The sequence below is a fragment of the Providencia sp. M-27 genome (assembly GCF_011077905.1).
GTDB classification, from domain to species: Bacteria; Pseudomonadota; Gammaproteobacteria; order Enterobacterales; family Enterobacteriaceae; genus Providencia; species Providencia huaxiensis.
In genome coordinates this window covers 12216-33503 of record NZ_JAALBT010000014.1, presented here as the reverse complement: position 1 = coordinate 33503, position 21288 = coordinate 12216, and the positions used below count along the sequence as shown (strand labels likewise).

The 21288-nt window shown below is 41.8% G+C and carries 18 protein-coding genes and 4 tRNA genes; 20 read left to right on the top strand and 2 right to left on the bottom strand.

The window, feature by feature from the left end; all coding sequences use genetic code 11:
• Nucleotides 1–23 precede the first annotated feature (23 nt).
• The 15 genes from proB (at nucleotide 24) to luxS (ending at nucleotide 14985) form a co-directional block, all read left to right on the top strand.
• Entirely contained in the window at nucleotides 24–1127 is a 1104-nt protein-coding gene (gene proB, locus G6Q48_RS17115) for a glutamate 5-kinase (RefSeq protein ID WP_102139782.1), read from the top strand.
• Nucleotides 1128–1129: 2 nt separating this feature from the next.
• Nucleotides 1130–2383 (top strand): glutamate-5-semialdehyde dehydrogenase, encoded by a 1254-nt coding sequence (gene proA / locus G6Q48_RS17110; protein WP_166267727.1) that lies wholly within the window; start codon nucleotides 1130–1132, stop codon nucleotides 2381–2383.
• 127 nt (nucleotides 2384–2510) lie between these two features.
• The gene (gene aroL, locus G6Q48_RS17105; protein WP_102139740.1) at nucleotides 2511–3008 is read left to right on the top strand and encodes a shikimate kinase AroL; all 498 of its coding nucleotides are present in this window, start codon (nucleotides 2511–2513) and stop codon (nucleotides 3006–3008) included.
• A 140-nt stretch (nucleotides 3009–3148) separates the two neighbouring features.
• Nucleotides 3149–5296: a bifunctional acyl-ACP--phospholipid O-acyltransferase/long-chain-fatty-acid--ACP ligase gene (gene aas, locus G6Q48_RS17100; RefSeq protein WP_166267725.1), complete on the top strand. Its 2148-nt coding sequence runs from the start codon at nucleotides 3149–3151 to the stop codon at nucleotides 5294–5296.
• Nucleotide 5297: 1 nt separating this feature from the next.
• The gene (lplT, locus tag G6Q48_RS17095; RefSeq protein ID WP_166267723.1) at nucleotides 5298–6500 is read left to right on the top strand and encodes a lysophospholipid transporter LplT; all 1203 of its coding nucleotides are present in this window, start codon (nucleotides 5298–5300) and stop codon (nucleotides 6498–6500) included.
• Nucleotides 6501–6514: 14 nt separating this feature from the next.
• The gene (gene pncC, locus G6Q48_RS17090) at nucleotides 6515–7018 is read left to right on the top strand and encodes a nicotinamide-nucleotide amidase (protein ID WP_102139737.1); all 504 of its coding nucleotides are present in this window, start codon (nucleotides 6515–6517) and stop codon (nucleotides 7016–7018) included.
• A 104-nt stretch (nucleotides 7019–7122) separates the two neighbouring features.
• Nucleotides 7123–8190, top strand: coding sequence for a recombinase RecA (gene recA, locus G6Q48_RS17085; protein ID WP_102139736.1), 1068 nt, complete (start codon nucleotides 7123–7125; stop codon nucleotides 8188–8190).
• 326 nt (nucleotides 8191–8516) lie between these two features.
• On the top strand, nucleotides 8517–11144 hold the full coding sequence (alaS, locus tag G6Q48_RS17080) for an alanine--tRNA ligase (RefSeq protein ID WP_166267721.1): 2628 nt from the start codon (nucleotides 8517–8519) through the stop codon (nucleotides 11142–11144).
• 228 nt (nucleotides 11145–11372) lie between these two features.
• Entirely contained in the window at nucleotides 11373–11558 is a 186-nt protein-coding gene (csrA, locus tag G6Q48_RS17075) for a carbon storage regulator CsrA (RefSeq protein WP_004264815.1), read from the top strand.
• Between the two features lie 436 nt (nucleotides 11559–11994).
• Nucleotides 11995–12087: transfer RNA gene (locus G6Q48_RS17070), tRNA-Ser, on the top strand.
• A gap of 11 nt (nucleotides 12088–12098) precedes the next feature.
• Nucleotides 12099–12175: transfer RNA gene (locus G6Q48_RS17065), tRNA-Arg, on the top strand.
• Between the two features lie 138 nt (nucleotides 12176–12313).
• Nucleotides 12314–12390 (top strand) — tRNA-Arg (locus tag G6Q48_RS17060).
• 94 nt (nucleotides 12391–12484) lie between these two features.
• Nucleotides 12485–12561: transfer RNA gene (locus tag G6Q48_RS17055), tRNA-Arg, on the top strand.
• A gap of 196 nt (nucleotides 12562–12757) precedes the next feature.
• Nucleotides 12758–14317, top strand: a complete 1560-nt coding sequence (gene gshA, locus G6Q48_RS17050; protein ID WP_102139734.1) for a glutamate--cysteine ligase — start codon at nucleotides 12758–12760, stop codon at nucleotides 14315–14317.
• A gap of 152 nt (nucleotides 14318–14469) precedes the next feature.
• Nucleotides 14470–14985 (top strand): S-ribosylhomocysteine lyase, encoded by a 516-nt coding sequence (gene luxS, locus G6Q48_RS17045; RefSeq protein ID WP_166267719.1) that lies wholly within the window; start codon nucleotides 14470–14472, stop codon nucleotides 14983–14985.
• An 88-nt stretch (nucleotides 14986–15073) separates the two neighbouring features.
• On the opposite strand, the gene G6Q48_RS17040 is transcribed toward luxS, so the two are convergent.
• Together G6Q48_RS17040 and G6Q48_RS17035 are read right to left on the bottom strand one after the other, a co-directional pair.
• Nucleotides 15074–16360: a CNNM domain-containing protein gene (locus tag G6Q48_RS17040; protein WP_102139732.1), complete on the bottom strand. Its 1287-nt coding sequence runs from the start codon at nucleotides 16358–16360 to the stop codon at nucleotides 15074–15076.
• Nucleotides 16361–16402: 42 nt separating this feature from the next.
• Nucleotides 16403–17194, bottom strand: a complete 792-nt coding sequence (locus G6Q48_RS17035) for a cytochrome c biogenesis protein CcsA (RefSeq protein WP_166267717.1) — start codon at nucleotides 17192–17194, stop codon at nucleotides 16403–16405.
• Nucleotides 17195–17581: 387 nt separating this feature from the next.
• Here G6Q48_RS17035 and ffh point away from each other — a divergent pair, with 387 nt between their 5' ends.
• From ffh to rplS, 5 genes are all read left to right on the top strand, one after another.
• Nucleotides 17582–18943: a signal recognition particle protein gene (gene ffh, locus G6Q48_RS17030; RefSeq protein WP_102139730.1), complete on the top strand. Its 1362-nt coding sequence runs from the start codon at nucleotides 17582–17584 to the stop codon at nucleotides 18941–18943.
• 136 nt (nucleotides 18944–19079) lie between these two features.
• Nucleotides 19080–19328, top strand: a complete 249-nt coding sequence (gene rpsP / locus G6Q48_RS17025) for a 30S ribosomal protein S16 (protein ID WP_004264823.1) — start codon at nucleotides 19080–19082, stop codon at nucleotides 19326–19328.
• A gap of 18 nt (nucleotides 19329–19346) precedes the next feature.
• The gene (gene rimM / locus G6Q48_RS17020; protein WP_047757188.1) at nucleotides 19347–19892 is read left to right on the top strand and encodes a ribosome maturation factor RimM; all 546 of its coding nucleotides are present in this window, start codon (nucleotides 19347–19349) and stop codon (nucleotides 19890–19892) included.
• A 38-nt stretch (nucleotides 19893–19930) separates the two neighbouring features.
• Nucleotides 19931–20695 carry a tRNA (guanosine(37)-N1)-methyltransferase TrmD gene (gene trmD, locus G6Q48_RS17015; RefSeq protein ID WP_125893610.1) on the top strand — a complete coding sequence of 255 codons (765 nt, stop codon included), beginning with the start codon at nucleotides 19931–19933 and terminating at the stop codon, nucleotides 20693–20695.
• Nucleotides 20696–20736: 41 nt separating this feature from the next.
• A complete protein-coding gene (gene rplS, locus G6Q48_RS17010) occupies nucleotides 20737–21090 on the top strand; it encodes a 50S ribosomal protein L19 (protein WP_096864779.1) in 354 nt (117 codons plus the stop codon).
• The last annotated feature ends 198 nt before the right edge of the window (nucleotides 21091–21288 follow it).

Here is a 21288-nt window from a genome sequence, read left to right as displayed (position 1 = left end):
TTAATCCTAATGGCAGAAAAATGATGAAAAATAGCCAGACGCTGGTGGTTAAATTAGGGACCAGTGTATTAACAGGGGGCTCGCGCCGTTTAAATCAAGCTCACATTGTTGAGTTGGTTAGGCAGTGCGCGCAGCAATATGAAAAAGGGCATCGTATTATTATTGTGACTTCTGGGGCAATTGCCGCAGGTCGCGAACATTTAAATTATCCCGAACTGCCGGCTACCATCGCATCTAAACAGTTGCTTGCGGCGGTCGGTCAAAGTCGTCTGATTCAGTTATGGGAACGGTTATTCTCCATTTATGGCATTCATATCGGGCAAATGTTACTGACACGAGCCGATTTAGAAGACAGAGAACGTTTCTTAAATGCACGAGATACCTTGCAAGCACTGTTAGATAACGGAATTATTCCAGTTATCAATGAAAATGATGCCGTTGCTACCGCGGAAATAAAAGTCGGTGATAATGACAATCTATCTGCTTTGGCTGCGATCCTCGGTGATGCTGACAAACTGTTATTACTGACTGATATCGAAGGCTTATATGATGCCGATCCACGCAGTAATCCAAACGCAAAATTGATCCCCGAAGTATATGGTATTAATGATGAACTTCGTGAAATGGCGGGGGGAAGCGTCAGTGGGTTAGGAACCGGTGGAATGGCAACTAAACTGCAAGCGGCAGATGTCGCAGGCCGTGCAGGGATTGATGTTATCATTGCTGCTGGAAATAAACCGGATGTTATTAATGCGGTTATTGAAAACCTTCCTGTTGGCACCCGTTTTTATGGGCAAAAAAACCCAATGGAAAATCGTAAACGTTGGATTTTCGGCGCTCCAGCCGCTGGGGATGTGTATATTGATGATGGTGCACAACTGGCGATCATGGAAAAAGGCAGTTCGTTATTGCCAAAAGGTATTCAGAAAATTGAAGGCGATTTCTCTCGAGGTGCTGTGATCCGTATTCGTAATATGGCAGGAAAAGACCTTGCTCATGGGGTCAGCCACTATAATAGTGATGCACTTAGAATGATTGCGGGGCACCATTCACAAGAAATCAGCAAAATACTTGGTTATGAACACGGTTCTGTGGCCGTTCATCGTGATGATATGATAGTGAGTTAATTATGTTAGAAACAATGGGTAAGGCGGCAAGGGTTGCTTCGTGGCAATTAGCTCAGTTAAGCACCAAACAAAAAAATGCAGCACTATTACAAATTGCTGATCTACTAGAAAAAGACAACGCCGTTATACTTGCAGCGAATCAAAAAGACATGGCGCAGGCAAAAGAAAGCGGTATGACCGAAGCGTTGCAAGACCGCTTATTATTGACGGCAGAGCGTTTAAAAAGTATTGCTGATGATGTCAGAAAAGTATGCCAATTAGCGGATCCTGTTGGGCAAATCATTGATGGAAGCCAATTGGATAGCGGTTTAAATTTGCAACGCCGCCGTGTCCCATTAGGGGTTGTTGGTGTTATTTATGAAGCTCGTCCTAATGTCACCGTGGATGTGGCTTCGTTATGTTTAAAAACAGGTAATGCGGTCATTTTACGTGGCGGGAAAGAGACTCATCATACTAACCTCGCGGTGGTGAGTGTTATTCAAAAAGCATTGGAAAATAGCGGGCTACCAGCAGATGCAGTACAAGCTATCAATAACCCAGACCGTGAATTAGTCGCGCAATTACTCAAATTAGATCGCTACGTCGATATGCTAATCCCTCGCGGTGGTGCGGGTTTACATAAATTATGCCGTGAGCAATCAACGATCCCAGTCATTACGGGTGGAATTGGCGTTTGCCACACATTTGTTGATAAATCGGTGGATTTTAATAAAGCCATTAACGTGATTATTAATGCAAAAGTTCAGCGCCCAAGTGCCTGTAATTCACTTGAAACATTATTAGTCCATAAAGAGATTGCGAATGAGTTTTTACCGTTTTTAAGTGACAAAATGGCGCAGCAACAAGTTACACTACATGCAAGTGAGAAAGCGCTTCCATTGCTAAAACAAGGCCCAGCAAAAGTTGTTGATGTAAAACCTGAAAACCTTGTTGATGAATGGCTATCACTGGATCTTAACGTCGAAATTGTTGATGATATTGATGCAGCTATCGACCATATTCGCCAGTATGGCACCGCACATTCTGATGCTATTTTGACAGAGTCTATCTATCAAGCTGACTATTTTGTTCAGTGTGTAGATTCAGCAGCGGTATATGTTAATGCAAGTACTCGTTTTACCGATGGTGGGCAGTTCGGTTTAGGCGCAGAGGTTGCCGTGAGTACGCAGAAATTACATTCACGTGGCCCTATGGGGTTAGATGCGCTGACAACGTATAAATGGATCGGATATGGCGACTTTTTAAGTCGTCCATAAAGAGTAAAAATGATGAGATAGCCACACTTGTGTGGCTTTCTTTTTTTGTTTGCCAAATTAGGCAATTTATCATAAGCAAATTTGTAGTTAGTATTGCTTAGTATTTATGATGATGGGATGAAATTTAATGTTTTACATTATCGGTCCAAGAGGTGCGGGTAAAACCACAATTGGTAAAAAGTTTGCAGAATCTAAAGGTTATCAATTTGTTGATACAGATAAATTGATTTTAGAAAAAGCCGGAAAAAGTATTGCTGAAATTGTTGAACAGCACGGTTGGGATTACTTTCGCCAGTTAGAGACTGACGTCCTTAAGTCGATTACGCAAAGCGATATGATTGTTTCAACTGGTGGGGGGCTTGTTCTCGCAGAAGAAAATCAGCAAATTATGCGTAATAACGGCACCGTTATTTATTTAAATACCAATCCTGAAGTTTTAGCAAAACGCCTTGCTGCAGAGCCACAAGCAGATCAGCGGCCAAGCTTGACGGGGAAATCTTTAGTTGAAGAAATTGAAGAAGTGATGCAGCAAAGGGAGCCTATCTATCGCGCGACAGCACACCATATTATTGATGCTGCGCAGCCAGTCGACGATATCATCACACAACTTAATGATTTAACTTAAACGTATTTAGGGTAAGCCATCGGTATTTTCGGAATATACCAATTAGAGTAAAGGGAGCGGCTCAGTAAGATAGACGCAACTAAGGGTAGAAACGTATCACTCTAATATATAAAAATATAATCATAGTATAGGGACTCATTATGTTGGCAAAGATAGTCAAAACAGTACTTAAATTTTTATTTCGTGTACAAGTTATTGGTGATGCGAAAGAATTTAGTCATGATAAATGCTTAATTACACCTAATCATGTTTCTTTCCTTGATGGTGTATTAATTGCACTTTTCTTGCCTGTTAAACCTGTATTTGCTGTTTATTCGACATTTGCCACACCGAAAATGGTGAAGCGGCTTAAGCCCTATGCAGATATTGTCCCCCTTGATCCTGCCAACCCTCTAGGTATTCGCCATCTTGTTAAAGAGGTAGAAAAAGGGCGTCCGATAGTTATTTTCCCAGAAGGCCGAATTTCGGTTCATGGCTCTTTAATGAAAATATACGAAGGCGCAGCGTTTGTGGCCGCAAAGTCCGAAGCAAAAGTTGTGCCTATTCGTATTGAAGGGGCTCAATATAGCCACTTTGGGCGTCTGAAAGGGATTTTTCCATTAAAATGGTTTCCGAAGATCACATTGCATATCTTGCCGGCACAAGATATTCCAATGCCAGAAGCACCTAAGGCTGTAGAGCGTCGTGCCTTGGCGGGTGAACACCTGTACCAAATCATGAAATCTGCTCGTATGTCTTGTTTACCACAAGTCACATTAGTTGAAGAATTTATTCAAAGTGTCCAGTTTTTTGGGCGCCGCACGCCTTGTATTGAAGACATCGCATTTAAAGAGGATTCATATCAATCTCTATTGAAAAAAACGTTAGGGGTTGGTCGTATTATCGAACGTTATACACATGAAAATGAAAGGGTTGGCTTATTATTGCCAAATGCGACAGTCACCGCGGCTGCGATCTTTGGCGCTTTAATGAGAGGCCGAGTACCTGCTATGCTTAATTACACTGCGGGCAGTCATGGTATTAGCAACGCGTTAAAAGCTTCTGCAGCGAAAGTGGTCTTTACTTCCCGCCAGTTTTTGGAAAAAGGCAACTTAACTCATATTCCAGAACAAGTGCCAGAAGCCAGTTGGATTTACCTTGAAGATTTAAAAGACACGGTAACATGGCAAGATAAAATATGGATTATTAAGCACTTACTTAACCCTAAAAAAGCGATTATTCCCCGAAAACCGTCCGATGAAGCGATTGTTTTATTTACATCCGGCTCAGAAGGTACACCCAAAGGTGTTGTCCATAGCCATGCCAGTTTAATGGCAAACGTAGAACAAATTAAAACGATCGCTGATTTCACACCTCGTGACCGCTTTATGTCATCACTGCCGCTATTTCACGCATTTGGTTTGACGGTTGGCTTATTTATCCCACTATTTTCAGGGAGCCGAGTTTTCCTTTATCCAAGCCCATTGCATTACCGGATCATTCCTGAATTAGTCTATGACAAAAACTGTACCGTATTATTTGGGACATCAACCTTTTTAGGTAACTACGCACGGTTTGCTCATCAGTATGATTTTGCACGTTTGCGTTATGTGGTTGCCGGCGCAGAAAAATTATCGGATAAAACGAAAAAGATCTGGTTCGATAAATTTGGCATCCGAATTCTTGAAGGTTATGGGGTAACTGAGTGTGCTCCAATTGTATCAATCAATGTCCCTATGGCCGCGAAAGAAGGCTCTGTAGGGCAGATTTTACCCGATATGGAAGCGCGAATTATCCCAATCTCTGGTATTGAACAAGGTGGTAAACTACAGCTTAAAGGCCCAAATATCATGAAAGGGTATTTGCGTGTTGAAGCTCCAGGCGTACTTGAAACACCGCAAGCTGAAAATGCACAAGGTGAAATAGAGGAAGGTTGGTACGACACAGGTGATATCGTTGAATTAGATCATAAAAATTTCTGTACGATAAAAGGCCGTGTTAAACGTTTTGCTAAACTTGCAGGCGAAATGGTTTCTCTCGAAAGTATCGAGCAAATGGTGGCTTCTCTTTCTCCTAGTGCAAATCACGGTGTGGTTACAAAGCCAGACAGCAGTAAGGGTGAAGCGCTTGTTTTGTTCACAACAGATAAAGAATTAGACCGTAGTGCATTGTCTAGCGCAGCCAAAAGCAAAGGGTTAACCGAGTTAGCGGTTCCTCGCGATATTCGTTTTGTTAAAGAGTTGCCAGTACTCGGTAGCGGTAAAACGGATTTTGTCACATTAAAGCAAATGGCATTAAAGGATGAATAAGATGCAAGAAAGTACTTCCAATTCACCGTTAATGAGCAGAGGGATGAAAGCCGTTCTTGCTTCACAGTTTCTCTCTGCATTTGCAGATAACGCATTATTATTCGCCATATTAGCCCAGCTAAAAGCCGAATTTTACCCTGAATGGAGTCATCCTATCCTGCAAATGGTGTTTGTTTTTACGTACATCGTTTTAGCACCATTTGTTGGGCAAATCGCAGATAGGTTCTCAAAGGGACGCGTGATGCTGTTTTCTAACATCTTCAAGTTTATTGGGGCATTAGGGATTTGTTTTGGCCTAAACCCATTCCTTTGTTATGGGTTAGTGGGAATCGGCGCAGCTTCATATTCACCAGCTAAATACGGTATTTTGGGGGAACTGACCGGGGGAGATAACCTCGTTAAGGCCAATGGTGTCATGGAAGCTTCAACAATCGCAGCCATTTTAGTGGGGTCAGTTGTTGGCGGAATGCTTTCCGATATTAACTTAATCTTAGCGCTGGGAACATGTGCTGTACTCTACGCATTAGCCGTCATCGCGAATTTTTTCATTCCACACTTACAAGCTGCGAGGCCTGGAAAAGGTTGGGATCTTAAATTATTGATGACGTCTTTTTTTAGTGCTTGTCGCGTGCTATGGGCAAACCAAGAAAGCCGTTTTTCACTAGTAGGAACCAGCTTGTTTTGGGGCGCTGGGGTAACGCTACGTTTTCTGCTCGTTGCATGGGTACCTGTGGCGCTGGGGTTACAAGACAACACAACACCAACTATTCTAAATGCCATGGTTGCGGTGGGAATAGTCGCAGGTGCTGGGCTTGCTGCCAAATTTATTACTTTAAAAACGGTTTATCGTTGTATCCCTGCTGGCGTTATTATCGGGGTAATGGTGGTGTTACTTTCGTTGCAAACTAATATTATTCCATCCTATTTTATTTTAATTATTCTTGGTATTTTTGGCGGTTTATTTGTCGTTCCGTTGAATGCATTATTGCAAGAAAAAGGGAAGGAGACCGTTGGGGCAGGGAATGCGATCGCGGTACAAAATTTAGGTGAAAATAGTGCAATGCTGATTATGTTAGGCTTGTACTCATTAGCAATTAAAGCAGGTTTGTCAGTTGTGAATGCGGGTATTGGTTTTGGTGCTGTCTTCGCAATTGCGATTGCGGGTTTATGGGTTTGGGATCGTGCTCGTAAAAAAATGGTATAAAGGTAGATAACATCATGATAGATGAGAAGCTGCTTGAAACACTGAGTATTCAGGTTGGGCTAAAACTGAAAGAACAGGGTAAAACAGTCACAACCGCAGAGTCTTGTACTGGGGGCTGGGTCGCTAAGGTTTTAACCGATATATCGGGTAGTTCAGATTACTTTCAGCGTGGCTTTGTGACATACAGCAATGAAGCAAAGCATCAGATGATCGGTGTTAAGGATGAATCTTTACAGCGATATGGCGCTGTAAGCCAACAAGTTGTGACTGAAATGGCGACAGGTGCTTTACAAGAAGCCAGTGCAGATTTCGCTGTTTCAGTTAGTGGGATAGCAGGCCCTGGGGGCGGTAGTGTAGAAAAACCTGTTGGTACGGTATGGTTTGGTTTTGCACAAAAACAGGCAGACCAAACGGTATTTGTCACTACACAACATAGAGTGTTTCAAGGAAACAGAAATGAAGTTCGTTTTCAATCAACAGTTTATATACTTGAAACACTTTTAAAACAGTTAAATTAAAAATTTCCTTGATGCTGTATGATTATACAGTATAATTAATTTCAACAAACCGAATTCAATCGTTTTATTTGCAGTGGTCAAATCATTGCACTTAGGGAGTAAACATGGCTATTGATGAAAACAAACAAAAAGCACTTGCAGCAGCATTAGGCCAAATTGAAAAACAATTTGGTAAAGGCTCCATTATGCGTCTTGGTGAAGATCGCTCTATGGATGTTGAAACTATCTCAACAGGCTCCTTATCCCTTGATGTTGCATTGGGTGCTGGTGGCTTGCCACTAGGTCGTATTGTTGAAATCTACGGCCCTGAATCCTCAGGTAAAACAACATTAACCCTGCAAGTTATTGCAGCAGCACAACGTAGCGGTAAAACGTGTGCTTTCATCGATGCTGAACACGCTTTAGACCCTATCTATGCTAAAAAACTAGGCGTAGATATCGATAACTTACTGTGTTCTCAACCTGATACAGGTGAGCAAGCGCTAGAAATTTGTGATGCATTAACTCGTTCAGGCGCAGTTGATGTGATCATCGTTGACTCCGTTGCTGCGTTAACACCGAAAGCTGAAATTGAAGGTGAAATTGGTGATTCACATATGGGCTTAGCAGCTCGTATGATGAGCCAAGCAATGCGTAAATTAGCGGGTAACTTAAAGACATCTAACACTCTACTGATCTTTATCAACCAAATTCGTATGAAGATTGGTGTTATGTTTGGTAACCCAGAAACAACAACGGGCGGTAATGCATTAAAATTCTACGCATCTGTTCGTTTAGATATCCGTCGTATTGGTGCTGTGAAAAATGGCGAGGAAATCGTCGGTAGTGAAACTCGCGTTAAAGTAGTAAAAAACAAAGTTGCAGCACCGTTTAAACAAGCGGAATTCCAAATTTTGTATGGTGAAGGTATTAATACCTTTGGTGAGCTAATTGACTTGGGTGTAAAACACAAGTTAATTGAAAAAGCTGGGGCTTGGTATAGCTATAACGGCGACAAGATTGGCCAAGGTAAAGCTAATTCAACAAATTATTTAAAAGAGCATCCTGAAGTCGCTCAAGAAATTGATACCAAACTGCGTGAAATGCTATTGAACCACACCGGTGAATTTAGCAGTGCGGCAACAGACTTTATCAATGATGCTGATGAAGAAGAAACACCAGAAGAATTTTAATATCAACCTAATTGATTGATTAATTGATGATTTATAGGCGCTCCACTGATGTGGTGGCGCCTGTTTTATTTTACACCTATTGCATTAATAGTTTATTGAACAGTTTTTCTGTGGAAAAATACACCAGTGAAACGTATAAACATACTTTCAGAAAATATCTAGACGCTTTACAATGAAAGCTGCGAATGGATGTATCTATATTTTACTTCTGCACAAAGAGACTTTATCTTATCAGTCACTTTTCAATCGGAGAGTTGATTAGAGGTGATGTTACATTCCATCTCAACAATTCGTAATTCTGTTTCCAGCTTGATATCGGGATAAATATGAGTAAAAGCACCGCTGAGATCCGTCAAGCGTTTCTCGACTTTTTTCATACAAAAGGTCATCAAGTGGTCTCTAGTAGTTCACTAGTGCCAAATAATGACCCTACACTATTGTTCACAAACGCAGGGATGAACCAGTTCAAAGATGTATTTCTTGGCCTGGATAAAAGAGCATACTCCCGAGCGACAACTGCGCAGCGCTGTGTGCGTGCAGGTGGTAAACATAACGACTTAGAAAATGTGGGCTATACTGCTCGCCACCATACATTTTTTGAAATGTTAGGCAATTTTAGCTTTGGTGATTACTTTAAGCATGACGCTATTCGTTTTGCTTGGGAGTTATTGACCAGCGAAGAATGGTTTAACTTACCAAAAGAAAGGTTATGGGTGACCGTTTACGCAACTGATGACGAAGCTTATGATATCTGGAATAAAGAAATTGGTATTCCAGTTGAGCGTATTATTCGTATCGGTGATAACAAGGGTGCACCATATGCGTCAGATAACTTCTGGCAGATGGGTGATACAGGTCCTTGTGGCCCATGTACCGAGATTTTCTATGATCACGGTGATCATATATGGGGTGGGCCTCCAGGAAGCCCTGAAGAAGACGGTGACCGCTATATTGAAATTTGGAACTTGGTGTTCATGCAATTTAACCGTCAGTCTGACGGGACAATGGAACCTCTACCAAAACCTTCGGTTGACACAGGAATGGGCTTAGAGCGTATTTCTGCGGTATTGCAGCACGTTAATTCAAACTATGAAATTGATATTTTCCGTGAACTTATCGCAGCTGCAGCTAAAGCAACTGGCGCGACAGATTTAGAAAACAAATCATTACGTGTTATTGCTGACCATATCCGTTCTTGTGCATTCCTTGTTAGCGATGGCGTTATTCCATCGAACGAAGGTCGTGGTTATGTGTTGCGTCGCATTATCCGTCGTGCTGTTCGTCACGGTTATATGCTTGGTGCAAAAAACACCTTCTTCTACAAATTAGTTGCGCCACTGATTAAAGTCATGGGGTCTGCGGCAGATGAACTTGGACGCCAGCAAGCTATGGTTGAAAAAGTTCTTAAGACCGAAGAAGAGCAATTTGCTCGTACTTTAGAACGCGGTCTTCAATTATTAGATGAAGAACTTGCTTCACTGAAAGGGGATACTCTGGATGGTGAAGCTGCATTCCGCTTATATGACACCTATGGTTTCCCAATCGATTTAACGGCAGATGTTTGCCGCGAACGCAATATTAAAGTCGACGAAGACGGCTTTGAGCGAGCGATGGAAGACCAGCGTCGTCGTGCACGTGAATCCAGTGGTTTTGGCGCGGATTATAACTCTTTAATTAAAGTTGATAAGCGTAGTGAATTCTCCGGTTATCAATATGATGAGCAACAAGCCACTATTACTGCACTATATAAAGATGGCCAGCCTGTAGACAGCTTGAATGCGGGTGAAGAAGGCTTAGTTATACTAGATAAAACAGCATTTTATGCAGAGTCTGGTGGGCAAGTCGGTGATACGGGTTATTTAAATAATGAGAGCGCGAGTTTTAAAGTCACGGACACGCAAAAATATGGTCAAGCGATTGGGCATATTGGTCAAGTAGAAGCGGGTTCGCTGGTTGTTAACCATAGAATTACTGCATTCGTGGATAACGCTAGACGTGATGCTATCCGTTTAAATCACTCAGCAACGCACTTACTGCATGCGGCATTACGCCAAGTATTAGGCGACCATGTTTCTCAAAAGGGTTCACTGGTTAATGATAAATACTTGCGTTTTGACTTCTCTCATTTTGAGGCGATGACACAAGATCAACTACGTCAAGTAGAAGATATTGTGAATGCGCAAATCCGTAAAAACTTAGAAATTGAAACTGAGCTGATGGATTTAGAAGGCGCTAAAGCAAAAGGTGCTATGGCATTGTTCGGTGAAAAATATGAAGAGCGCGTGCGCGTTCTGAGTATGGGTGATTTCTCTATCGAGTTATGTGGTGGTACACATGCGCGCCGCACTGGAGATATTGGTTTATTCCGTATCTTGAGTGAATCTGGTACGGCAGCAGGCGTTCGTCGTATTGAAGCGACGACAGGCACAATGGCGATTGAAAGCATTCATCATCAATCAGAGCAACTTTCGGCAATTGCACACTTAGTAAAAGGTGATATGAATAGCCTTGTCGAGAAAGTAAAAGCGGCATTGGACAAATCTCGCCAGCTCGAAAAAGAAATTGTGCAACTAAAAGATCAACAAGCATCTCAAGAAAGTGCTTCACTAAGTAGCAAAGCGAAAGAGGTGAAAGGCATCAAATTGTTAGTCACTCAATTAGGAGATACTGATCCTAAGTTATTGAGAACTATGGTTGATGACCTTAAAAATCAGTTGAAATCAGCGATTGTCGTGCTTTCAACAACAAGTGGTGATAAAGTCAGTATGATCGTTGGGGTAACTAATGATTTGACGGCTAAAGTTAAAGCAGGGGATTTGATTTCCCACATTGCAAGTCAGGTAGGTGGTAAAGGTGGTGGCCGCCCAGACATGGCTCAAGCAGGAGGTACTGACGCTAGCGCATTACCTGCTGCTATGGCGAGTGTCGAAGAATGGGTTGAAGCACGCCTGTAAGCACTTACAAAGTTGCCTCATTGAAAAATGAGGCAACTTTAATCTGTTGCGGCATTGTTAATGTATCGTTTGTAGTGCTATATTTTGCTTGTAAATAATTAGAATGCTTGTATTGATGGCATCAATGCTTTAGGTGAATGTCATTGCTTTACGTTTTCACGGTGTGTGATGGACAATAGCGGGGGATACCTAGAGACCCGACTCTTTTAATATTTCAAGGAGCAAAGAATGCTTATTCTGACTCGTCGAGTTGGTGAAACACTCATGATAGGCGATGAGGTAACAGTTACTGTATTGGGTGTCAAAGGCAACCAAGTTCGTATTGGTGTTAATGCCCCAAAAGAAGTTTCTGTTCACCGTGAAGAAATTTATCAACGGATCCAGGCTGAAAAGACTCAACCAGATAATCAATAATAATGAATAAGCGTCCAATGATTGACCACACAGCAAGAATGGGCGCTTGTCTTACTCGTATTATTTCTAAAAATACCCTTTCGTTTTTATAATTCTCTAGCGTCAAACTCATTTTATTGTTTAGTCTTAGGTTTCCTTGTACTGAAATTTTGTTTCCTTTTGTTTGAAATATAGGCTAATCAATCCCGTGAACTCATTTTTATTCGTTTATAGAATAATTTTGTCCCTGTATTTTTGTTTATAAAGTTAGTGTCATAAGGGCTGAAAAGTATCTTTTTCGGTGTTAAACTAATCATCTTGCTTGTGAAATGTGCAAACGGACAACGGAATGCAAAAAGTTTGGAAAAATTGTTTGACTTCTAAGTCTAGGAAAGTAATATGTGCGCCACACAGCAACGAGATGTTTGAAAAAACAAATCGTGTGTAACTAAAATATGGTGAGGTGGCCGAGAGGCTGAAGGCGCTCCCCTGCTAAGGGAGTATGCGGTCAAAAGCTGCATCGAGGGTTCGAATCCCTCCCTCACCGCCATTTTAGATTATGCATCCGTAGCTCAGCTGGATAGAGTACTCGGCTACGAACCGAGCGGTCGGAGGTTCGAATCCTCCCGGATGCACCATCTTTAACCCTATGAGAACATCTGATGGGGTATTGTTTTGGTTTTAGCAGCAAAACAAGACAGTAACTAAGAAGTTGATTTATAGAAGTAGAAGTTGATACAGAAGTTTGAGAGAGCAGCACATCTTGCATTAAGTATGCATCCGTAGCTCAGCTGGATAGAGTACTCGGCTACGAACCGAGCGGTCGGAGGTTCGAATCCTCCCGGATGCACCATCTCTTAGCTAATAACTTAGCAATATCAATAATACCTTTTAATTTAACTCAATAATAGTTATTGAAACTATCGATTTACTATCGACCAAATTTTGCATCCGTAGCTCAGCTGGATAGAGTACTCGGCTACGAACCGAGCGGTCGGAGGTTCGAATCCTCCCGGATGCACCATCATTAAGAAACTCCTCATTTGAGGAGTTTTTTTTTGCCCAAAATTGTCATTTATAAAATTAACTAAATCGTATTTTCTATACCACTTTGATTTATTCCCTCATAAACCACACATCTAGACAGCGACAATTTATGTGATTTAGGCTAAAGTAATTGCCTTAATAAAATAAATTAACATCACAGGCGGGAGGTCGACTTGATCCCGGACGTATCGAAAGCGCTCTCATGGTTAGAGGCGCACCCAGAAACACTAAATGGTATTCAACGTGGTATAGAGCGTGAAACATTGCGTGTAACCCCTACAGGCGCAATTGCAGAGACCTTGCATCCAGAAGGGCTGGGAAAAGCTTTAACACATAAATGGATCACGACAGATTTTGCGGAGTCCTTACTCGAATTTATTACTCCTGTAGATAAAAGCATTAGCCATAATTTGGCTTTTTTGCGGGATTTGCATCGTTATACAGCTCGTCACCTTCAGAATGAAAGAATGTGGCCGTTGAGTATGCCATGCTTTATTGAAAGTGAAGATAGAATCACTCTTGCACAATATGGTTCTTCTAATGTGGGGCAGTTTAAAACACTGTACCGTGAAGGCCTTAAAAATCGTTATGGTGCTTTGATGCAGACGATAGCAGGGGTGCATTATAACTTCTCTTTGCCGATCGAATTTTGGCAAGCATGGGCAGGAATTGAAGACGCAGAAAGTGGCAAAGAAAAAATTTCTGAAGGCTATTTACGCCTGATTAGAAATTACTATCGCTTCGGTTGGGTTATTCCTTATCTATTTGGCGCATCTCCGGCTATCTGCGGCTCTTTTTTGAAAGATAGGGAGACAACGCTATCATTTGATAAAACGGACTGTGGTACGTATTACTTGCCTTATGCGACATCATTACGCATGAGTGACTTAGGGTATACAAATAAATCACAGAGTGATTTAAACATCACATTCAATAAATTGGATGAATATGTCGAAAGCCTGAAAAAAGCCATTTATAAGCCTTCTGCTGAATTTGAAAAACTGGGTGTTAAAAAAGATGGCAAATATATTCAACTGAATACGAATGTGCTACAAATTGAAAATGAGCTCTACGCTCCAATACGACCTAAACGCGTACCTAAAGGCAGTGAATCACCTTCTGATGCGTTATTACGTGGTGGTATTGAGTACATTGAAGTCCGCTCACTGGATATCAATCCATTCAGTGCGATAGGTGTTAATGAAACTCAAGCACGTTTTGTTGATCTATTCTTAATATGGTGTGTACTTGCTGATGCACCTGAAATGAATGCACAGGAATTAGACTGCTGTCGTCAAAACTGGAATCGTGTCATTCTTGAAGGTCGTAAACCAGGCCAAGTCATTGGTTTCGGCTGTGGCAGCGAAGTTAAACCACTAGTTGACGTTGGACAGCAATTATTTAATGACTTGATCCGCGTTGCTGAAGTGTTAGACACTTGTTGTGATGCCAAATATCAAGAAGTTTGTCACCAATTTTTCGCTATGTTTAAAGACCCAACTCTCACGTATTCAGCGCTTGTTATGGATGAAATGTTAGAAAAAGGTATTGGTGGTTACGGGTTAGAATTAGCTGAAAAATATTTTGAACAGCTAGTGAATGAGCCGTATGAAGTGATAACTGAAGAGCAATTTGAGCAAGCACGATTAGCTTCAATAGAGAAGCAAGCAAAGATGGAACAAAGTGAGAGCGAAAGCTTTGAGGACTATCTGCGCATTCATGCAGGACGCTAAAAGAAATGGCCACGCTAGGTGGCCAAAAAAAAATCTCTTAGAGAATTAGGGATGATAACAAATTGCGCGTCTTTCAATAATTCAGACTCTGTATTTTCAAAATAGTTTCATTTATTTTAGAAAATATTTTTTATTTTCGAGGAGGTCACGAAATGCCATTATTAGATAGCTTTACTGTCGATCATACTCGCATGTCAGCACCTGCTGTACGTGTGGCAAAAACCATGAAAACACCAAGCGGTGATACCATCACAGTTTTTGATTTGCGTTTTACTGTACCCAATGAAGAAGCCATGACAGAAAAAGGGACGCATACTTTAGAGCACCTCTTTGCAGGCTTTATGCGTGATCATCTTAACGGAAATGGTGTTGAAATTATTGATATTTCACCAATGGGGTGCCGTACTGGTTTTTATATGAGCCTTATCGGCCAGCCAGATGAACTGCGTGTTGCTAAGGCCTGGAAGGCTGCAATGGAAGATGTTTTGCAAGTGAAAGACCAAAACAAGATCCCTGAATTGAATGTCTATCAGTGTGGTACATACAAAATGCACTCACTGGAAGAAGCCCAGCAAATTGCGCGTAATGTTCTTGCATCAGAAATTGGCATCAATAAAAATGATGAATTAGCATTACCAGCAGAGAAACTTGAACAGCTACATGTTTAGCTTTTTATCAAATATTCTCTATGAAAAGAGCCGATTAAGGCTCTTTTTATTTTTTATATGAGAATTAGATTGCAAGTTTATGACTAAATCAAAGGTCAGGGACTTGAGAACTAAATGTAAGAGGCGTGATCCTTACTTGTTTAACGATATTTTCACTCATCGCTAATACTTCGATAAGGTAATGGCCTACCACAATTTGCTCTTCAAGTTGTGGAATATCACCGATGACCTCTAAAACCATGCCATTAACCGTCCTAGGACCGTCTATAGGGAGATTCCAATCAAAAGCCTTATTCAGTTCACGAATATTCGCAGAACCGTCTACAAGAACGCTCCCGTCACTTTGTGGCAAGACTTCTTCAGCCAAAGATGGTGACATAGAGGTTGTGAAGTCACCTACTATCTCTTCTAATATATCCTCGACAGTGATAAGACCTTGAATTTCACCGTATTCATCAACAATGATCCCAAGTTTTTCTTTATTGTGCTGGAAGTTAACTAACTGAACATTTAATGGTGTACTGTTAGGAATAAAATAAATGTTATCCGCAGCTTTGATGAGGTTTTGCTTATTAAACTCACGCTTTTCCATCATGAGACGGTAGGCTTCGCGGACGCGTAAAATACCAATGGAGTCATCAAGTGAGTCACGGTATAACACAATACGGCCATGAGGTGAGTGGGTGAGCTGCCGAATAATTGATTTCCAGTCATCATTGACATCAATACCAACAATTTCATTCCTTGGCAGCATAATATCGCCGACAGTGACTTTGTCTAAATCTAGAATTGAAATCAACATGTCTTGATTTCGGCGGCTAATTTTATGCTTTGATTCGTTAACAATGGTACGTAGTTCTTCCTTATTAACTGCATCAGTTCGTGCGGTTAGTGACTTCACCCCAATGCAGCGTAACAGTAGTGCTGAAATAGTATTAAATGCCCAAACAATAGGCATCATGACTACTTGCAATGGTTTTAAGAAGTAACTACTTGGGAATGCGATTTTTTCAGGGTACAGCGCTGCCAGCGTTTTAGGCATGACTTCGGCAAAAATGAGGATCACAAAAGTCAGGATCCCCGTCGATATCGCGACTCCAGCGTTACCATACAGCCGCATACCGATAATCGTCGCTAATGCGGATGCGACTATGTTGATTAAGTTGTTACCAATAAGGACTAGACTTAACAGTTTGTCAGGGTGTCTAAGAAGTTTTTCAACGCGGATCGCTGAGCGATTACCTTGTTTTGCTAAATGTTTTAACCGATAACGGTTTAGCGTCATCATCCCTGTTTCTGATGCAGAGAAATAGGCTGACATAAAAATTAAAACAATCAATATGATGATTAGCGTACTCGTGGACACATCATCCAAAACAAGTTTCCTTATATTGTGAAAGTCGTGGCTTTATTTGTGTCAAAATACCATAAACTCCTGTATTAAACGGTTACCAAAAAAAGCCATAGTTAAGATGATTGAGCCACCAACATGGAAAAATAGGACGCGCTTACCTCGCCATCCTCCATGGAAATGCCCCCAAAGTAGAGTGATATAAACAAACCAGGCGATCACGGATAACACCGATTTATGAATATTTTCTTTATCAAAAATATTATCCATATAAATAAAACCGGTACATAAGGTAAGAGTTAGCAAAATGACGCCAACTTGAGTGACGTGGAACATTTTACGTTCAATCACCATCATAGGAGGCATATCGGGGCTAAATTTTAAGGTTTTGTTTTTTAGCTGATGGTCAATTAAAGCCACTTGTAATGCATATAAAGCGGCAATAAGAAGCGTTGCATAGCTCAATAAAGCTAAGCCAATGTGAACAAAAAGTGGTACTCGCGCTTCGAGATGCGTAATAAACTCCCCAGGCATTAGCGTCGACAACATCAAGTTAATGATGGCAAAACTATAGACGATGGGTGTTAAGTACCAAGCTTTTCCCCAGTAAGCGACAACAGTCATAATCACACACATGAGTAAGCTCACTGTTGAGCCTAAATTCAGCAGTGTGAGGTTTTGTCCTTCGGCTTCACTAAAAATCAAAAATTTCAATGTAATTGTGTGAGTCACTAACGCAATCACAGCAAGAAAAAGTGCGAGATAGCGGTAAAGTGGCTGCTTGCGCACTTGGCCGGGGACGATCAGTAATAGACTGACCATGTATGTACAAACTGCTATGACTGCAAATACGGGCATAGTATAGTGTCGTTAATCATTTTTAGTGGAAAGTTATTTCATAGTATAACTTGTACGAGTGTAGGCTCCAACTATTGGACGGGCCAATCGCAATATATTCGTTGCTGATAGCATTTCATGCGCCTACTGGCTTGGTTTGTATTATTAAACTCAAACCATAATAACCTGTATCATCTGTTTCAAACAGGGGGCAGCGAAAAAACTGCGAGCATGTTACAATGGTGGCATTATTTTGCCGCGATTATTTTTAGTGTTGGTTTTCCTTCATCATAGTGAAGGCATTGATGCTTATAATTCAAGTTGTTAGATAATGCACACTTGAAATTATCTGTATTAGCAACCAGATCAGGCTGACATCGGCCCATCAACAGAATTGAGCTAAGACATATGTTTGATAATTTAACTGACAGACTATCGCGCACGTTGCGCAATATCAGTGGGCGTGGCCGTCTAACTGATGAAAATATTAAAGAAACACTACGCGAAGTTCGCATGGCCTTACTGGAAGCTGACGTTGCTTTACCAGTTGTCCGTGAATTCATTCAAAAAGTTAAAGAAAATGCCGTTGGGCAAGATGTCAATAAAAGTCTAACACCCGGCCAAGAGTTCATTAAAATAGTTCAAAATGAACTGACTAGGGCGATGGGGGACGAAAACCACCAACTTAATTTGTCCGCACAACCCCCCGCAGTTGTTTTAATGGCGGGCTTGCAAGGTGCAGGTAAAACAACCAGCGTTGCAAAATTAGGTAAGCATCTAAAAGAAAAACAGAAGAAAAAAGTATTAGTTGTCTCAGCTGACGTTTATCGCCCCGCAGCGATTAAACAATTAGAGACATTAGCTGAAAGTGTTGGAATAGACTTTTTCCCTTCAGAAGTACAAGAAAAACCCGCAGCAATTGTTCAAAAAGCATTAAAACATGCACAATTGCAATTCTACGATGTGTTGTTGGTGGATACCGCAGGTCGCTTACACGTCGATGAAGCGATGATGGAAGAAATCCAAGAAGTTCACCGCATTATTAAGCCAGTTGAGACCTTATTCGTCGTTGATGCGATGACAGGGCAGGATGCGGCAAACACAGCGAAAGCATTTAATGAAGCCTTACCACTGACAGGGGTTGTATTGACCAAGGTCGATGGTGATGCTCGAGGCGGTGCGGCACTTTCAATTCGTGCGATTACGGGGAAACCTATTAAATTCTTAGGTGTTGGTGAAAAAACTGATGCCTTAGAACCATTCCACCCAGAACGCGTCGCGTCGCGTATCCTTGGCATGGGTGATGTGATTTCTCTGATTGAAGAGATTGAGCATAAAGTTGACCGTGATGAAGCTGAAAAGCTTGCTAAAAAACTTAAAACGGGAGATGGCTTTGATTTAAATGACTTTTTAAGTCAATTAAAGCAAATGCGTAATATGGGCGGCATGGCGAGTATGATGAGCAAAATGCCTGGAATGTCTCAGTTACCCGATGCCGTTAAGTCCCAAATGGATGATAAAATCACCGTTCGTATGGAAGCGATGATTAATTCCATGACACGTAAAGAACGTGAAAAACCAGAAATTATTAAAGGCTCGCGAAAACGTCGTATTGCGGCAGGTTCGGGAACTACTGTGCAAGAAGTTAATCGCCTCTTGAAACAATTTGATGATATGCAACGCATGATGAAGAAAATGAAAAAAGGCGGCTTAGCCAAGATGATGCGCGGCATGAAAGGTATGATGCCACCGGGTTTTCCGGGGCGTTAAGCAATAAAGCCTCAAACAAAACGCACTTTTGATTGATTTTTGCGTCAAAGTGAGTAAACTTTTCGGGCTTTTTATATGACAGCCGGACTCTATCCCTCGATGGAGTCTGGTTGTTTTGTTAACTAATGAGGATGTTATGGTAACAATTCGTTTATCTCGTGGCGGCGCTAAAAAACGTCCGTTCTACCAAATCGTTGTAACCGATAGCCGCAATGCGCGTGACGGTCGTTTCATTGAGCGTATCGGTTTCTTCAACCCGATCGCTGCAGGTCAAGCAGAAGAACTGCGTTTAGACCTAGACCGTGTTGAGCATTGGGTTGGCTTAGGCGCAACTATTTCTGACCGTGTTGCACAACTGGTCAAACAAGCTAAGAAAGCAGCTTAATCTGTCGCGGTGGTAACAATGAGCAAGCAAACTAAACTACAGCCACCTGAAAACCCAATAGTATTGGGGAAATTAGGTGCGGCATACGGTATTCGTGGTTGGCTCAAAGTTTTTTCGTCCACCGAACATGCTGAAAGTATTTTTGAGTATCAGCCTTGGTTTATCCAACGTTCAGGTCAATGGCAACACATTGAAATTGAAGATTGGAAACATCATAACAAGGATATCATCGTCAAGCTGAACGGGGTCGATGACCGCGATGCAGCAGCACTCTTGACTAATTTTGAAATTGCGGTTGATTCAACCCAACTTCCTGAATTAGAAAACGAATACTACTGGAAAGACCTGATGGGCTGCCACGTAGTGACGTTACAAGGGTATGATCTTGGTACCATCACTGACATGATGGAGACTGGTTCAAATGATGTACTGGTCATTAAGGCGAACTTAAAAGATGCATTTGGCATCAAGGAGCGGTTGGTTCCGTTTCTTGATGGGCAGGTTATCAAGAAAGTCGATCTCGATGCCAAACTTATTGAAGTGGATTGGGATCCTGGTTTTTAAATCTCCGGTTGAACGGTTTTGATGAGTGGGACGAAATCATGTGGATTGGTGTAATTAGCCTGTTTCCCGAAATGTTCCGCGCAATAACCGAGTACGGGGTAACTGGCCGGGCAGTGAAGAATGGCCTGCTAACATTTGAGTGCTGGAATCCGCGAGATTTTACTCACGATAGGCACAAGACTGTTGATGATCGCCCCTATGGTGGTGGTCCAGGCATGCTGATGATGGTGCAACCGCTTAAGGATGCAATCAACGCAGCAAGAACTGAGGCTGGTGAGGGTGCAAAGGTTATTTATCTTTCACCGCAAGGGCGCAAACTCAGTCAAGACGGTGTTTGCGAGCTGGCAACCAATGAGAAATTGATCCTCGTTTGTGGCCGCTATGAAGGCATTGATGAACGTATCATTCAAACCGAAGTTGACGAAGAATGGTCAATCGGTGATTACGTTCTCAGTGGTGGGGAACTCCCCGCGATGGTGTTGATTGACTCAGTTTCACGGTTTATACCCGGGGTACTTGGTCATCAAGCCTCTGCCCAAGAAGACTCTTTTGCAGATGGTTTGTTAGATTGTCCACACTATACCCGCCCTGAAGTGTTAGATGGCATGCAAGTTCCTGATGTTTTACTTTCAGGAAACCACGCTAAAATAGATAGCTGGCGCATGAAACAATCACTCGGCCGTACCTGGCTTAGAAGACCTGAGCTTCTGGAAAGCCTAGCTCTGACTGACGAGCAGAGGATGTTGCTGGCTGAATTCCAACGGGAATATCAGTCTGAGCAACAAATGAATCCAGACAATTAATTGTCTAAACATATCAGTTTACCTAGGGTAAGAGAGTTATTATGAGCAACATTATTAAACAAATCGAAGAAGAGCAAATGAAGCAGGACGTACCTTCATTCCGTCAGGGTGACACCGTGGAAGTTAAGGTATGGGTCGTAGAAGGCTCTAAAAAACGTCTGCAGGCATTCGAGGGCGTGGTTATCGCTATTCGTAACCGCGGTCTGCACTCTGCATTCACTGTTCGTAAAATTTCTAACGGCGAAGGTGTTGAGCGTGTATTCCAAACTCACTCTCCAGTCGTAGATAGCATTGCTGTTAAACGTCGTGGTGCTGTTCGCAGATCTAAACTGTACTACCTGCGTGAGCGTTCTGGTAAGGCAGCTCGTATCAAAGAGCGTCTGAACGCCAAGTAATACGCTTTCGCTACATCCGAAAGTTATGTTATAGAGAGGCCCGCTTTTGCGGGCCTTTTTATATTCGTCACTATATTCTTCATATTTCAAATTGTAGCTGTGTTGGCTGCACTCATTCGCACTAGTCACATACTTGTGTATGCTCCTAGCGTCTCATTCCTTTGCCGCCTTGCTACAACTCGAACTATTTAGAATACA